The organism is Caulobacter sp. GW456-12-1-14-TSB4, assembly GCF_059424195.1.
In genome coordinates, this window is record NZ_JBWKZF010000018.1 from 50,915 (window position 1) to 65,753 (window position 14,839).

At 68.1% G+C, this 14,839-nt stretch carries 11 protein-coding genes; 7 read left to right on the top strand and 4 right to left on the bottom strand.

The features are described from left to right. Nucleotides 1-67: 67 nt before the first annotated feature. Nucleotides 68-820: an extensin-like domain-containing protein gene (locus AC07YH_RS17075; protein WP_494748151.1), complete on the bottom strand. Its 753-nt coding sequence runs from the start codon at nt 818-820 to the stop codon at nt 68-70. A gap of 114 nt (nt 821-934) precedes the next feature. Between AC07YH_RS17075 and AC07YH_RS17080 the strand changes: the two genes are divergently transcribed. Then, nucleotides 935-2,317, top strand: coding sequence for an MFS transporter (locus AC07YH_RS17080; protein WP_494748152.1), 1,383 nt, complete (start codon nt 935-937; stop codon nt 2,315-2,317). 31 nt (nt 2,318-2,348) lie between these two features. Further along, nucleotides 2,349-3,170 carry a nucleotidyltransferase domain-containing protein gene (locus AC07YH_RS17085; protein ID WP_494748153.1) on the top strand — a complete coding sequence of 274 codons (822 nt, stop codon included), beginning with the start codon at nt 2,349-2,351 and terminating at the stop codon, nt 3,168-3,170. Here AC07YH_RS17085 and AC07YH_RS17090 read toward each other — a convergent pair. The 3 genes from AC07YH_RS17090 to AC07YH_RS17100 form a co-directional block, all read right to left on the bottom strand. Then, complete coding sequence (locus tag AC07YH_RS17090; protein WP_494748154.1) at nt 3,167-5,155, bottom strand: methylmalonyl-CoA mutase family protein; 1,989 nt, start codon at nt 5,153-5,155, stop codon at nt 3,167-3,169. The genes AC07YH_RS17085 and AC07YH_RS17090 overlap by 4 nt on opposite strands. A gap of 146 nt (nt 5,156-5,301) precedes the next feature. After that, nucleotides 5,302-7,404, bottom strand: a complete 2,103-nt coding sequence (locus AC07YH_RS17095) for a hypothetical protein (RefSeq protein WP_494748155.1) — start codon at nt 7,402-7,404, stop codon at nt 5,302-5,304. Between the two features lie 139 nt (nt 7,405-7,543). Then, nucleotides 7,544-8,275, bottom strand: a complete 732-nt coding sequence (locus tag AC07YH_RS17100; protein WP_494748156.1) for an enoyl-CoA hydratase/isomerase family protein — start codon at nt 8,273-8,275, stop codon at nt 7,544-7,546. A 212-nt stretch (nt 8,276-8,487) separates the two neighbouring features. Here AC07YH_RS17100 and ccrA point away from each other — a divergent pair, with 212 nt between their 5' ends. The 5 genes from ccrA to AC07YH_RS17125 all read left to right on the top strand — a co-directional run bounded on the left by ccrA (nt 8,488) and on the right by AC07YH_RS17125 (nt 14,816). After that, nucleotides 8,488-9,747: a crotonyl-CoA carboxylase/reductase gene (gene ccrA, locus AC07YH_RS17105; RefSeq protein WP_494748157.1), complete on the top strand. Its 1,260-nt coding sequence runs from the start codon at nt 8,488-8,490 to the stop codon at nt 9,745-9,747. Between the two features lie 5 nt (nt 9,748-9,752). After that, nucleotides 9,753-10,391, top strand: a complete 639-nt coding sequence (locus tag AC07YH_RS17110; RefSeq protein ID WP_494748158.1) for a glutathione S-transferase family protein — start codon at nt 9,753-9,755, stop codon at nt 10,389-10,391. 67 nt (nt 10,392-10,458) lie between these two features. Beyond that, a complete protein-coding gene (locus AC07YH_RS17115; protein WP_494748159.1) occupies nt 10,459-11,973 on the top strand; it encodes a tryptophan halogenase family protein in 1,515 nt (504 codons plus the stop codon). 83 nt (nt 11,974-12,056) lie between these two features. Further along, nucleotides 12,057-13,532, top strand: a complete 1,476-nt coding sequence (locus AC07YH_RS17120; protein WP_494748160.1) for a M20 family peptidase — start codon at nt 12,057-12,059, stop codon at nt 13,530-13,532. A 174-nt stretch (nt 13,533-13,706) separates the two neighbouring features. Next, nucleotides 13,707-14,816, top strand: a complete 1,110-nt coding sequence (locus tag AC07YH_RS17125; protein ID WP_494748161.1) for a Rieske 2Fe-2S domain-containing protein — start codon at nt 13,707-13,709, stop codon at nt 14,814-14,816. Nucleotides 14,817-14,839 lie beyond the last annotated feature (23 nt).

Sequence of the window (14,839 nt, forward strand, 5' to 3'; positions counted from 1 at the left end):
CAGTCAGCCCCAATGCCTCGAGATCTGGGCCCCGGCTTTCGCCGGGGAAAACGGATTTAGGTGCAACTCACGAGCACTTCGTCCACCCGCTCATATCCAGGTGAAAATGATCCCGGTGCTCGGCGTTGTAGTCCGGGCTTAGCGTGGTCAGGAACACCCGGCAGGCGCCGTCGCGCACCCGCCGCAGGAACTGGCCGCGCGGGCCCGGATCGGTCCAGTCGGACGCGACGCTGATCACCTGGCCGTCGGTCAGCCGGAACCCTGAGATGTCGATGGCGTCGGCGCGGGCGTGCTCGCTGACCGGCCCGTCCTTCTGGCCGTACATTCGCCGGCAGGCATAGCTGCCGAAGTGCTCGATGCCGACCACGCCCTGGCCCAGCAGCTCGTCGGCGGCCGGCTGCACCACCTGGCGCTCCCAGATGGTCACGGCCAGGGCTTCCTTGCAGGCCAGCGGCGCGGAAGCCGGTTCGAACCGCGCCAGGCCCGACTCCAGCTGCACGGCGTCGCGAAGCTCGCAGAACTCGCCCTCGGTGCGTTCGGGGACCTCGGCATAGACCACCCCGGCCTTGGTCATGATCGCCCGGCACAGCTTGGGATCGGCCCCGGCCCGCGCCGCCTTGACCCGGGTGGCCAGGCCGACCGGATCGACGACGCTGAGCGGCTTCCACGGCAGGTGCTGGTCGGGGATCTTCCGCTCGGCCACGAACGCCATCAGCAGCACGATCAGCCACAGGATCACCAACCCGGCATAGCGGGCCAGGCGCGCCCGATGCCGGACCTCGTGCTCGATGCGCTTGTTGTGCGGGACGCGATAACGCATGGGCGGAGAAAACGCCTGGGACGGGAAAAGGTTAACGCCGCACCAAGCACGGCCATGACGACGGGCTCAACCTCCGGACTTGGCCACGGCGTCAAAAACCGCCATTCAGCCCGCATGACGACTCCCGCCGCCCCCGACCGCCTGTTCGACAGGAGCATCGCCCCGCGCTTCGCCCTGCTGTGCCTGGGCATCTGGCTGAACGCCGCCGACACCCTGGTGACGGCGACCATCATGCCCAGCGTCGCCAGGGAGATCGGCGGCTACCAGTATTTCGGCTGGTCGGTGGCGGCCTATCTGACCGGTTCGATCGTCGCCGGCGCCTGCTCGGGCAAGCTGTCCATGGCGTTGGGCCTGCGCACGGCCACGGCGCTCACGGGCCTTGTCTACGCGATCGGCTGCGCGATGAGCGCCCTGGCGCCGGAGTTCGTCACCTTCATCCTGGGCCGGCTGATCCAGGGCCTGGGCGCCGGCGCGGTCGTGGCCCTGTGCTACGTCGCCATCACCGCGCTCTTCCCCGAGAGCCTGTGGCCGCGCGTCTATGGCGCGGTGGCCGGGGTCTGGGGCGCGGCGACGCTGCTGGGCCCGCTGCTCGGCGGCCTGTTCGCCGAAGCCCACTTCTGGCGCGGGACGTTCTGGTTCTTCGTCGTCCAGGCGCTGGTCTTCGTCGGCGCGGTGATGGTCATGCTGCCGGCGGACAAGAGCGACAAGGGCCGCAGCCGCATCCCCACCTTGCAGCTGATCCTCCTGGTGATCGGCGTCACCCTGATCGGCGGCGCCGGGGTCGTGGCCTCGCCGACCGTCTCGGCCATCCTGGCGCTGGGCGGAGTCGCCGGCATGGCCGCCATGCTGGCCGCCAACGCCAGGACCAGCGATCGCCTGCTGCCCCGCACGGTTGCCGACCTGCGCACCGCCACGGGCCTTGGCCTCACGCACATCTTCGCCTGCGAGGCGGCGATCATCGGCTTCACGGTCTATGGCGCGGCCTTCATCCAGGCCCGCCACGGCGCCTCGCCCCTGACGGCCGGCTATGTCACCGGGGCCATCGCTGCCGGCTGGACCCTGGCCGCCCTGCCCGCCGGCAACGTCCCGGCCGACAAGGACGACCGCATGATCCGCCTGGGCGCGGCCGTCATCGTCCTGGGTGCCTTCGCCAGCGCCTGGGCCACGGCGCGCGGGACCATGATCGAGAACGCCCTGGCCTTCCTCGTCCTGGGCTGTGGCTTTGGCCTGGCCCACGCCTTCGTCGCCCGCCGCGCCATCGCCGCCGCCCCCGCCGACGAGCAAGGCATGGCCGCCTCCGCCGTCCCCACCGCCCTGCTGATCGGCGGCGCCGTCGGCTCGGCCGGCGCGGGCGCGCTCGCCAACGTCCTGGGCTTCGGCCACGGCATCGACCCGGCGCTGGCCCAGACCAACGGCCTGCTGCTGTTTGGAGCCTTCACCCCACTGGCGCTGGTGGGGCTGTGGGCGGCGTGGCGGTTGACCGCGCGCCAAGGTTGACCCCACGCGGGTCTGACAGGCAGAAGGCGGCATGACCGACGTCCTGCCCTTCGATCCGACCGCTGCCGTCGACGCCGGCCGCCGCGCCCAGATCGCGCAATCCCTGGCCCAGATCGCGGCCGAGGAAGACGTGCGCATCCTGCTGGCCGTCGAGTCCGGCAGCCGCGCCTGGGGCTTCCACTCGCCCGACAGCGACTACGACGTCCGCTTCATCTATGCCCGCCCGGTCCGCGACTATCTGGGGCTGGAGCCGGCCCGCGACGTCATCGAGCGCCCGATCGAGGATGACCTGGACCTGGGCGGCTGGGACATCGCCAAGGCCCTGAAGCTGGCCTCGCGCGGCAACGCCGTCATCCTGGAGTGGCTGTCGTCGCCAATCGTCTATGCCGAGGCCGAGGGCTTCCGCGACGCCTTCACCCCGATCGGCCAAGCCTGGCGCAGCGAACACGGCGATATCGCCCACTACTACGGGCTGGCCCGCCGGCAGTGGGGCAAGTTCATCGAGGGTCGCGACCAGGTGCGGCTGAAGAAGTATTTCTATGTGATCCGTCCCGCCTGCGCCCTGCACTGGCTGCGCGAGGGTCCCGGCGGTCAGCCACCGATGAACCTGCCCGAATTGCTGAAGGGCGTGACCCTGCCGCCGGAGACGGCCGAGGCCCTGACCGACCTGCGTGAACGCAAGCAGGCCGCCGGTGAAAGCGTAGGCGTCGGCGACCGCATCGCCGCCATCGACGACTATGTCCGGACGCAGATGGAGTGGGGGTTGCGCGAGAAGCCGGGTCCGAAGCCGCGCGATCCTGAGCTCTGGGCGCGAACCGAGGACCTGTTTCGGCGGTTGATCGAGGCGGCCTAAGCCCGCTCCAACACCGTCGCCTCCACCAGCCGCACCACATCCCCCATGATCTCGGTGATCTTGAAGTCCTTGGGCGTGTAGATCCGCGCCACGCCCATCTGCTTGAGGATCAGGGCGTCGGCCTCGGGGATGATGCCGCCGGCGACGACGGGGATGTCACCCAGGCCCTCGGCGCGCATGACGCGGATGACTTCCTGCACGAGGTCCAGGTGCGAGCCCGACAGGATCGACAGGCCGACCACGTGGGCGCGGCTTTCCTTGGCGCGGCGGACGATCTCTTCCGGGGTCGAGCGGATGCCGTCATAGACCACCTCCATGCCGACCGCGCGGGCGCGGGTGGCGATCTGCTCGGCGCCGTTGGAGTGGCCGTCAAGGCCGGGCTTGCCGACGAGGTAGGTGAGCGTGCGGCCCAGCAGTTCGGAGACCCGCTCGACCTGCGCCTTCACCGCTTCGACGTCCTCGGCTTCGTTGGTCGAAACGACGATCGCCACGCCCGTAGGCCCGCGATACTCGCCGAACACTTCGCGCAGGGCCCCGGCCCATTCGCCTGTGGTGACGCCGGCCTTGGCGGCGGCGATCGAGGGCTCCATGACGTTGCGGCCGTCGCGGGCGGCGGCTTGCAGGTCGGCAAGGGCGGCGGCCACGGCGCTCTCGTTACGGGCCTCGCGCCAGGCCCTCAACCTCGCGACGACGTCGGCCTCAAGGCGCGGATCGACGGTCTCGATCGCGCCCTCTCCCGCCGACAGCGGCGAGACCTCGGTGTCGGTCCAGCGGTTGACGCCGACCACCGTCAGGTCGCCGGTCTCGACCGAGCGCACCCGCTTGGCGTTGGAGGTCACCAGCTCGGCCTTCATGTAGTCGATGGCGCTGGACGCCCCGCCCATCGCGTCGATCAGGGCCAACTGCTCCAGCGCGCCCTTCGACAGCTCGGCGACCTTGGCCTCGACCACGTGGGAGCCGTCGAACAGGTCCTCGTATTCCAAGAGGTCGGTCTCGTAGGCCAGCACCTGCTGCATCCGCAGCGACCACTGCTGGTCCCACGGCCGCGGCAGGCCCAGGGCCTCGTTCCAGGCCGGCAGCTGCAAGGCCCGGCAGCGGGCGTCCTTGCTGAGCGTGACGGCCAGGGCCTCGATCAGGATGCGGTAGACGTTGTTCTCGGGCTGCGGCTCGGTGAGGCCCAGCGAGTTGACCTGCACCCCGTAGCGGAAGCGCCGCGCCTTCTTGTCCCGCACGCCGTAGCGTTCCAGCAGGATCTGGTCCCACAGCTTGGTGAAGCTGCGCATCTTGCACAGCTCGGTGACGAACCGCACGCCGGCGTTGACGAAGAAGCTGATCCGCGAGGCGACGATCTCGAAGTCCTCGTCGGGGACTTGGCCGCCGGCCTTGACCGTGTCCAGCACCGAGATTGCGGTGGCCAGGGCGAAGGCCAGCTCCTGCTCCGGCGTCGCGCCGGCCTCCTGCAGGTGGTAGCTGCAGACGTTCATCGGGTTCCACTTCGGAACCTCGCGATAGCACCAGGCGATCATGTCGCCGATCAGCCGCAGGCTCGGCCCCGGCGGGAAGATGTAGGTGCCGCGCGACAGATACTCCTTGATCAGATCGTTCTGCGTCGTGCCCTGCAGCAGAGCCCGGTCCGCCCCCTGCTCGTCGGCCAGCGCCACGTACATCGCCAGCAGCCAGGCGGCCGGGGCGTTGATGGTCATGGAGGTGTTCATCCTCTCCAGCGGGATCTCGTTGAAGAGCTGGCGCATGTCGCCCAGGTGGCTGACCGGCACGCCGACCTTGCCGACCTCGCCGCGCGCCAGGATGTGGTCGGGGTCGTAGCCGGTCTGGGTGGGCAGGTCGAAGGCCACCGACAGCCCCGTCTGGCCCTTGGCGAGGTTGGCGCGATACAGCGCGTTGGACTTCTCCGCCGTCGAGTGGCCGGCATAGGTCCGGAAGATCCATGGCGGATCCGGCGCATGCTGATACGGCGTCGAGGACATGGCGGGCTCCCGGGGCGGCTCTGTCGGCCTTACTTACCGGCGATCATGATCCTGGATTTGCTGCGACGCAATGTGGGGTTCGCGGGTGCGAATTGGCTCGCCGACACAAGGCGTCGATGCAAGCCAACCCGCTGCCCCGAAACGCGTCAGTCAAGATCCGTGGAAACACCCAGCTTGTCGGCCGCGGTGATGGCTTCCTGTCGCAGACGTCTGGCCACGAGGACGGCGGTGTCCTTGTTCAGCCGCGCGATCTCTTCGTTCTGGGCGGCGTACTGATCCGGGGTCTCGGGGACCTCGGCCTTCCTGAGCGCCGCCTTCTTGGTGAGGAGGTCGATCTGGGCCTGGATCTCGGCGGCGGGCTGACCAAGGATGGCCGCGTTCTCGGTGCGAATGGCGGCCGCCTCGGTGCGCTGCGCCGCGCGTTCGGATCGGGCGTAGGTGATATCGTCCTTGGCCTGCTGCTCGAGGCGCTTCTGCTCGGTCCGCAACTGGCCGGCAACATCGGCGCCCGTGGCGGACAGGGCTTGCGCCACGGCCTTGTCGCGCTTGTACTCGACCTTCTCCAGCTTACCGTCCTCCCGCACCACCACGGTCAGGGCGTTGGACTCGAAGGCGCCATTCTGGAAGGGCAGGAAACGCAGCTGGCCGACCTGGGGCGCATAGACCTTGTCCACCTTGGCCAGGTTCTTGGACTCCAGCGTGCAGGTATCGGCCTGGCACATCACCAGGCGCGCCAGGGCTGCGTCGCGGACAAATATGCCGGGGTCGGGCGTGTTGTCGCGGGCCTGGGTCACGACAGGATCCTGGAGACGCGGTGGCGGCGCGGGGCCGCGATCTGGCTTGACCTTGTCGGTGGCGGCGGCGCGTTCCTTCGCCTGCTCGGCGGCGGTCGTCCGGCGCAGGCACTCTTCGACCGAAGCACGGTCCGACGTAGCGCAGTCGTCTCGCCCAGGCTCGTCGCGGACCAAGGCCACGGTCACCAGGAGCTTTTCGGCGGCGCAAGCCTTCACCGAAACCCCGCTCGAAGCCGCTGCGCCGACACAAGGCTCTTTGGGGGCTTCCTGTTTCTTGATCGTCCCGAAGCGATCGAGGAAGCCAGCAAGCTCGATCGGATACTCGGCGATCAACCGGGCGCGCTCGGCTTGGGTCAGCTTTTCGAGTTTGGTCGCGAAAAGCACCGGATCCAGAATCTGGACATCCTCGTCGATCAGCAGGCCTTTCAGCTTTTCCTCTTGCCCGCCAGTCAGGGCGACAAGTGTGCTGCCGCTTGTATCGAAGCGCTCTGGCCACATCTTGGTGGTTTTGATCGTCAGGGACTTATTGATCTCCACAAGGTCTTCATCGAGATCGGCCAGCGCCTTCACAAGCGCTTCTTGTTCCGTGAAGTTGCCGGCAAGCGCTTTGCGCTCATCGGTTCCAAGCATTTTCAGGCCAGCCATAGTGACTTGGTTGGCGATGGTGCGATTTAACTCGACCAGCGCTTTGGTCTTGTCCTTTGAATTCTTGCGATTGGAGGCGCGCGCCGCGGTCGCGGCCAGGGCGCTGTCCTGGCATTGGACGATACGCCTGGGGACGAGACTGGCGTCGACAAGGCTTGCAAGCTTGTTCGACCGTGCTTGCCACAAGTCGTTCCTGGCCTTGTCGACGGGACCCTGCTCCTCCGCGGCGACCATGGCGCTGAACTTCTCGACCAACGCGCTCCATTCTTTCGAGCGCGGACCCTTGTTGTTCGCCAGATAGGCCTGGCCCGCGACGTTCGCATTCTTCGCCACCGCGTCGGCCGCGAGAATGGGGCCGCCAGCGCCCAACGAGCTGACCAGGATGCCGGTCTTGGTGACGTCCTTGATGACCTCGCCGGTCTGGTCGACGGCCGCCGCATTCAGAGACTTGAGCGTCCCGTTGGCATGGCGTTCGAGCACAAAGGTGCTGGTCTTGAACCAGGACGAGAGCTTGTCGTAATCGACGCGGTAGAATTCACCTGGAACATACTCGCCCTTGGCCGTCGCCTCGACCTCGAAGCCGAGACTGGAGTCCAGCGCCTCCTTGCCCCCCAGCGTAACCTTGGTCGGGCAGGTCACCAGGGTGCGGGTGATGGCGAGATCGTACTGCAGCATCGGCAGCGAGTAGCTCACGCCAGGCAGGGCTTCCCTCGCCCCGGTCGCCAACCGATCCGGCGAGGTTTCGATGTGTGTGCACGCCGCAAGCAACGACGCGACGCTCGCAAGCGTCGCCCAACGCAGAAATCGCATGTCGCCCCCCAGGCTAAAGGCATGGCGGCCAGGAAAGACCGCCAACAACCTGGTCGAGAACTATCTTCCAATTTCAACCGAAAACAAGACAACGGAGAACGACGTTCTCCAGAATGATCACTTAAGGACCTCTTTCGCCTCACCGCCCCTCGAACACCGCCGCCCGCTTGCCCATGAACGCCGCTCGCGCCTCGGCATGATCGGCCGTCGCGGCCAGTCCCGGCGTCTCGGCCTCCGTCGTCGAGACGCCTGACGCCACGCGCTTGGTCGCTTCCACCGCCAGCGGCGCGCGGGAGGCGATCACCGTCGCCATGGCCAGCGCCACGTCCAGCAGCATCTCCGCCGGATGCACCTCCGCTAACATCCCATCCGCCAGCGCCCGCTCCGCATCGAACGGCGCGCCGGTCAGCAGATGCGGCTTGGCGCGGCTTTCGCCGATGAGTTTCGTCAGCCGCCCCGCCGACGCCGTGAGCCCCATCCTCACCGCCGAGCAGGCGAAGCTGGCCCGGTCGCTGGCCAGGCGGATGTCGGCGGCCAGGGCCAGTTCCAGGCCGCCGCCGATGCACCAGCCGTCGATGGCCGCGATCACCGGGATGCGGGCTTCGGCGACGGTGTCGGCCATGGCCAGGAAGTGGAGGATCGCCGCCGTCTGGGCCTGGACGTCGCGGGACATGGACTCGGCCAGGTCGTCGCCCGTGCAGAACGCGCCGTTGCGGCCGGTGAGCACCACCACCCGCACCGCCCTGTCGGCCTCGATCGCCGCGAAGGCCTCCAGCAGCCTCGCCCTTTCGGCCATGGCCAGGACGTTGGCGGGGGCGGTGTCCAGCTCGATGAGCGCGATGGCGGGATGGGGGCGCGACAGGTGGATCATGCCCTCATCGTGGCCTGCGACGCCAAGCCGGGCAACCTTCCCCATGGTCTTCCATTTGGGCCATGCTGCGACGCACAAGATTCCCCTTGCCAGTTTCAAACAGTTGTCTCAGCCTCACTGCCAAGACCCGGAAACAAGCGGGCGCGCACAGTCCGTCGTGGGCCGAGTTTGGCCCTCAAGCGTTGTTGCGATGCGAGAGAACGGGGAGTGACATGGCTGAACCTGTCCTGAAGGACCTCTACGAGATCGGCGAGATCCCGCCGGCCTTCCACGTGCCCAAATCCATGTACGCCTGGAGCATCCGCAAGGAGCGCCACGGCCCGCCGTCCACGGCCATGCAGGTCGAGGTCGTGCCCACCTGGGAGATTGGCGAGGACGAGGTGCTGGTCCTCGTGATGGCCGCCGGCGTCAACTACAACGGCGTCTGGGCCGCGCTGGGCGAGCCGATCAGCCCTCTGGATGGCCACAAGCAGCCCTTCCACATCGCCGGCAGCGACGCTTCGGGCATCGTCTGGGCGGTCGGCTCCAAGGTGAAGCGCTGGAAGCTGGGCGACGAGGTCGTCATCCACTGCAATCAGGACGACGGCGACGACGAGGAGTGCAACGGCGGCGACCCGATGTTCTCGTCCAGCCAACGGATCTGGGGCTACGAGACGCCGGACGGCAGCTTCGCCCAGTTCTGCCGGGTGCAGTCGCGCCAGCTGTTGCCGCGTCCCAAGCACCTGACCTGGGAAGAGGCCGCCTGCTACACCCTGACCCTGGCCACCGCCTACCGCATGCTGTTCGGCCACAAGCCGCATGAGCTGAAGCCTGGCCAGAACGTGCTGGTCTGGGGCGCGTCGGGGGGCCTGGGCGTCTTCGCCGTGCAGCTGGCCGCGGTTGCGGGCGCGAACGCCATCGGCGTGGTCAGCGACGACGACAAGCGCGAGTTCGTGCTGTCGATGGGCGCCAAGGCGGTGCTGAACCGCAAGGAATTCAATTGCTGGGGCCAGCTGCCCAAGGTCAACGGTCCCGAATTCACCGACTACATGAAGGAGAGCCGCAAGTTCGGCAAAGCCATCTGGCAGATCACCGGCAACCGCGACGTGGACCTGGTGTTCGAGCACCCCGGCGAGTCGACGTTCCCGGTCAGCGTGTTCGTGGTCAAGCGCGGCGGCATGGTCGCCATCTGCGCCGGCACCAGCGGCTTCAACCTGACCATGGACGCCCGCTTCCTGTGGATGCGCCAGAAGCGCGTGCAGGGCTCCCACTTCGCCAACCTGATGCAGGCCTCGGCCGCCAACCAGCTGGTCGTCGATCGCCGCGTCGACCCGTGCCTGTCGGAGGTCTTCCCCTGGGACCAGATCCCGGCCGCCCACGAGAAGATGCTGGCCAATCAGCACCTGCCCGGCAACATGGCGGTGCTGGTCTGCGCCCAGCGTCCGGGCCTGCGGACGTTCGAGGAGGTGCAGGAGATCAGCGAGGGGGCTTAGCTCGCATGATCACCGTCTATGGCGAAGGCCGGGGCTTCCGGGTCGTCTGGCTGCTGGAGGAGATGGGCCTGCCCTACCGGCTGCGGCCCGTGGACCTGCTGGTCGGGGTCGAGCACGATCCGGAGTATCTGGCGATCAATCCTGCGGGGTTCATCCCGGCGCTGCAGGACGGCGACACCACGCTGGTCGAGTCGATCGCCATCATGGAGTACCTCACCGCTCGCCACGGCCCGACGCCCCTGGCGCCGTCCCCTGATGATCCGCGCTTTGGCCCATACCTGCAGTTCCTGCATCTGGGCGAGGCGGGCCTGGCCGCGTCCTGGTACTTCGTCGTGGTCAGCAAGAACCTCGCGCCGCCGGACGAGCGCGACAACTGGGGCGCCCGCAAGGCGCGATCGGTGTTCGAGAGCCGCCTCGGTCTTGTCACCCGCCAGCTTGCCCGCGCGCCCTACATGGCCGGCGAGGCGTTCACGGCGGCCGACATCTCGGTGACCTACGCCCTAGAGTTCGCCCAGCGGCACGGCTACGCCCTGGGCGAGGCCGAGAAGGCCTATGTCGCCCGCACCACCGCCCGCGAGGGCTATCAACGGGCGATGGCCGCCTGTCACGCCACCCGGGGCTGGGTCGAGAGCCTGAAACCCTAGCTGGACGATCCGCCCCGGGAATGTTTGGCTCGCCCCGCCCGACTGGGGAGTCGGCGGGGGGGACGACATGGACGGCAAGATCTCACACCTGGTGATCGTCGGCGGGGGCACGGCCGGCTGGATGGCGGCCGCGTTCTTCTCCAAGCTGTTCACGCCACAACAGCTACGCATCACCCTGGTGGAGTCGGCCGAGATCGGCACGGTGGGCGTGGGCGAAGCGACGATCCCGCCGATCACCTTCTTCAACCAGATCGTCGGCGTCGACGAAGGCCGGATGCTGGCGGCCACGGAAGGCTCGTTCAAGCTGGGCATCGAGTTCGTCGGCTGGGGCGATCCGGCCGAGCGTTATATCCACCCGTTCGGCAATTTCGGCGGGCCGATGGGCGGCGGGGTTTCGTTCCACTCCTATTGGCTGCGGGCGCGGAAGCTGGGTTACGCGGCGGCGCTGTCGGAGTTCTCGCTCAGCGCCCTGGCCGCCAAGGCCGGGCGCTTCGACTGGCGCACCGACGATCCGCGTGATCCGCGCGCCACCATGGGTCACGCCTATCACTTCGACGCGGCGCTCTACGCCAAGCTGCTGCGCGAGGTGGCCGAGGGTCGGAGCGTGACCCGCATCGAGCAGACTATCAAGGGCGTGAGCCTGGACCCGCTGGACGGGACCATCGCCTCGGTGACGCTGGAGGACGGCGGCGCGCTGGAGGGTGACTTCTTCATCGACTGCTCGGGCTTCCGGGGCCTGCTGATCGGCAAGGCGCTGGGTGTCGGCTATGAGGACTGGTCGTCGTTCCTGCCGGCCGACCGGGCGGTAGCGGTCCCGTCGGCGCGCTATGAGGACCCCGTCCCCTACACTCGCGCCACCGCCGAAGAGGCCGGCTGGCGTTGGCGCATCCCGCTGCAGCACCGCACCGGCAACGGCTATGTCTATGTCAGCGACCACATCGGCGACGATCAGGCCGCCGATACGCTGCTGAAGGCCCTGGCGGCCGAGCATTCGGACAACACCGTCCTGGCCGACCCGCGCTTCCTGCGCTTCACGACCGGGCGACGGAAGAAATCACGGTTCAAGAACTGCGTGGCGCTGGGCCTGTCGAGCGGCTTCATGGAGCCCCTGGAATCGACCTCGATCCACCTGATCCAGCACGGGCTGATCAAGCTGGCCGGCAGCTTCCCGACGGCCAGGAACGACCCCGCCGCGGCCGAGCTCTACAACGACATGATGGCCGAGGAGATGGAGCAGATCCGGGATTTCCTGGTGTTCCACTACCACGCCAACCAGCGTGTCGGTCAGCCGCTTTGGGACCGGATGCGGCACATGGAGGTCCCGGACTCGCTGCGCCACAAGATGGAGCTGTTCCGCACCCGCGGCATGACCATCTTCCCGCACCCGTCGATCTTCCAGGAGGCCAACTGGCTGGCGGTGATGATCGGCCAGAGCGCCGAGCCGGAGGGCTACGATCCGCTGGCAGATCTGATGGATGAGCGGACAATGCTGGAGCGGCTGGAGCAGATCCGGGCGCTCTACCGTCAGACGGCGGAGCGGATGCCGCCACATGGCAAGGCGCTGGAGCGGTTCGCTACCTAAACCACGTCTCCCCTACGGCAGCATTGCCAGCCGCGCTTGGCCGACGCACAGTCCCTCCCAACAAATGTTCGGGGAGTTGCGTGATGGGTGTCGGGGGCAAGGTCGCTTTGACGGCCGTGGGTCTGGTTCTGGCCGTAGCCGGCGTGGTCGCCGTACGGACCGCCACCTTCAAGGCGCCGGCTGTCGTTGATCCCGCCAGCGTCAAACTCGCCGCCGCCCGTCCGCTGGACGTGAACAAGGTCGCCGGCCACCTGGCCGAGGCTGTCCGCTTCCAGACCATCAGCCACCAGGATAAGGCCGAGGACCAGCCGGCCGAGTGGGACAAGCTGCACGCCTGGCTGCAGGCGACCTATCCCAACGCCCACAAGGTCATGACCCGCGACGTCATCGCCGAGCACACCCTGGTCTACACCTGGCCCGGCTCGAACCCGGCCCTGCCGCCGATCGTGCTGATGGCCCACCAGGACGTGGTGCCGGTCACGCCGGGCAGCGAGGGCGCCTGGACCCATCCGCCGTTCGACGGCGTCGTGGCCGACGGCGCGGTCTGGGGCCGGGGCTCGATCGACGACAAGGGCTCGCTGGTCACGCTGTTCGAGGCCATCGACGCGGTGGCCGCCAGCGGCTTCAAGCCCGTGCGCACCGTCATCGTGGTCAGCGGCCATGACGAGGAGGTGCGCGGCGTCGGGGCCCGCGCCGCCGCGGCCCTGCTGAAATCGCGCAACATCAAGGCCCAGTTCGTGCTGGACGAGGGCATGGCCGTGGTCGCCGACCACCCGGTCACCGACAAACCCGCCGCCATCATCGGCACGGCCGAGAAGGGCTATGGCACCATGAAGGTCGTGGCCCCCGCCGTGGGCGGCCACTCCTCGGCCCCGCCGGCCGACGGCGGCGGCGTGGTGACCCTGGCCAAGGCGGTGCAGGCCATCGACGCGCACCAAGCCCCGATGAAGTTCCAAGGTCCGGGCGCGGACATGCTCAAAGCGATCGCCCCGCACGCCTCGCCGGTGGTCAAGATCTTCGCGGCCAACACCTGGCTGTTCGCGCCGCTCTTGGTGAAGGTTACGGCCAAGACCCCAGCGGGCGCGGCCATGCTGCACACCACGATCGCCCCGACCATGCTGAAGGGCTCGCCGAAGGAGAACGTCCTGCCGCAGGACGCCACGGCCTGGATCAACTACCGCATCGCGCCGGGCGACAGCTCGGCCAAGGTCATGGCGCGGGCCAAGGACGCGGTCGGCAAGCTGCCGGTCGAGCTGAGCTGGATCAAGACCGACGAGCCCTCGAGCGTGTCCTCGACCAGTTCGGACGCCTGGAAAACGCTGGCCGGTCTGGCCGCCGACGAGAGCAAGGCCCCGGTCGTGCCGGGCTTGGTCACCGCCGGCACCGACAGCCGCTATCTGGGCGGGGTGGCCAGCGACGTCTACCGCTTCCAGCCGCTGGTGCTCAAAGTCGACGAGACCAAGATCATCCACGGCACAGACGAGCACATCAGCCTGGACAATGTCGGGCGAATGGTGCGCTTCTATCAGCGCCTGGTGGAGACCGCCGCGTCGCGGTAGGGCCTCCTGAGGGCGGGGCGTGCGTTCGGGGGAATTCGGTCGGTGGGCCTGGCGGTGCGTGACCGCTCCAGCCGCTGGCTGACGCTTTTCTGAGTCCGTGTACGGCTGTCGCAGAGCTCTGCGACACTGCGCCTCAAGTTACAGCGTTCACCCAAGCCCGCTAGAAACCACGACATGCCTGCCGACGACGCTCCGATCCTGAAGGCCAAATCCGGAGCCGCCGACAAGTTCGGCGAAGGCTTCGTCTGGGACGCCTGGTACGTCGCCTGCCTGTCGCCGGACCTGAAACCCGGCAAGGCCGAGAAGCGCGAATATCTGGGCGAGCCGATCCTGCTGGGCCGCACCCGCAAGGGCGAGGCCTACGCCATCCGCGACATCTGCCCCCACCGCGCCGCCGCCCTGTCGGCGGGCCGCGTGCACCGCGAGGCCGACGGCAGCGACAGCATCGAGTGCCCCTATCACGGCTGGCGCTTTGGGCCCGACGGGGCCTGCAAGTCGATCCCGTCCCTGACCGCCGACAGCGACTTCGACATCTCCAAGGTGCGGGTGCGCAAGTATCCGACCGTGGAGAGCCAAGGCCTGGTCTGGATCTGGATGGCCTCGGACCCGCGCTTCGACGGTCAGCCGCCGGAACCGCCGCCGACCATCCCCGGCGTGGTGGGCGGCAAGCCCAAGCTGGTCGATCACCTGGACTACGACATCCATATCGACCACGCGGTGCTCGGTTTGATCGACCCGGCCCACGGCCCGTTCGTGCATCAGCAATGGTGGTGGCGGACCAAGACCAGCCAGCACGAGAAGAAGAAGACCTTCAGCCCGTCCGAGGCCGGCTTCACCATGGTGCGGCACGAGCCGTCCAAGAACTCCAAGGCCTACGCCATCCTGGGCGGCGAGCCGCTGACCGAGATCACCTTCCGCCTGCCGGGCCTGCGCTGGGAGCATGTGACGGTGGGCGACAAGCAGGTGCTGGCCCTGTCGGCCATGACGCCGATCAACGCCGGCAAGACCCGGATGAACCAGATCATGTGGTCGGACCACTGGGCCTTCACGGCCTTCTATCCGATCATCCGCGTGGCGGCCCGGGCGTTCCTGCGCCAGGACGGCGCCATCGTCGCGGCCCAGACGCCGGGGCTGAAGCAGAACCCGCCGCTGATGTGGGTGGGCGACGCTGACCAGCAGGCGCGCTGGTACCACCAGTGCAAGCGGGAGTGGGCGGCGAGCCGGAAAGAGGGCCGGGCGTTCGTGAACCCAGTGAAGGATCAGACGCTGCGGTGGCGGACTTAGGGAGCCCCCCCCCAACTCCCGTC

Coding starts and splice junctions, on each gene's coding strand:
- AC07YH_RS17100 (WP_494748156.1), bottom strand. CDS start 8,275: ATGATCCACCTGTCGCGCCCCCATCCCGCCATCGCGCTCATCGAGCTG.
- AC07YH_RS17115 (WP_494748159.1), top strand. CDS start 10,459: ATGGACGGCAAGATCTCACACCTGGTGATCGTCGGCGGGGGCACGGCC.
- AC07YH_RS17085 (WP_494748153.1), top strand. CDS start 2,349: ATGACCGACGTCCTGCCCTTCGATCCGACCGCTGCCGTCGACGCCGGC.
- AC07YH_RS17110 (WP_494748158.1), top strand. CDS start 9,753: ATGATCACCGTCTATGGCGAAGGCCGGGGCTTCCGGGTCGTCTGGCTG.
- AC07YH_RS17095 (WP_494748155.1), bottom strand. CDS start 7,404: ATGCGATTTCTGCGTTGGGCGACGCTTGCGAGCGTCGCGTCGTTGCTT.
- AC07YH_RS17125 (WP_494748161.1), top strand. CDS start 13,707: ATGCCTGCCGACGACGCTCCGATCCTGAAGGCCAAATCCGGAGCCGCC.
- AC07YH_RS17080 (WP_494748152.1), top strand. CDS start 935: ATGACGACTCCCGCCGCCCCCGACCGCCTGTTCGACAGGAGCATCGCC.
- AC07YH_RS17090 (WP_494748154.1), bottom strand. CDS start 5,155: ATGTCCTCGACGCCGTATCAGCATGCGCCGGATCCGCCATGGATCTTC.
- ccrA (WP_494748157.1), top strand. CDS start 8,488: ATGGCTGAACCTGTCCTGAAGGACCTCTACGAGATCGGCGAGATCCCG.
- AC07YH_RS17075 (WP_494748151.1), bottom strand. CDS start 820: ATGCGTTATCGCGTCCCGCACAACAAGCGCATCGAGCACGAGGTCCGG.
- AC07YH_RS17120 (WP_494748160.1), top strand. CDS start 12,057: ATGGGTGTCGGGGGCAAGGTCGCTTTGACGGCCGTGGGTCTGGTTCTG.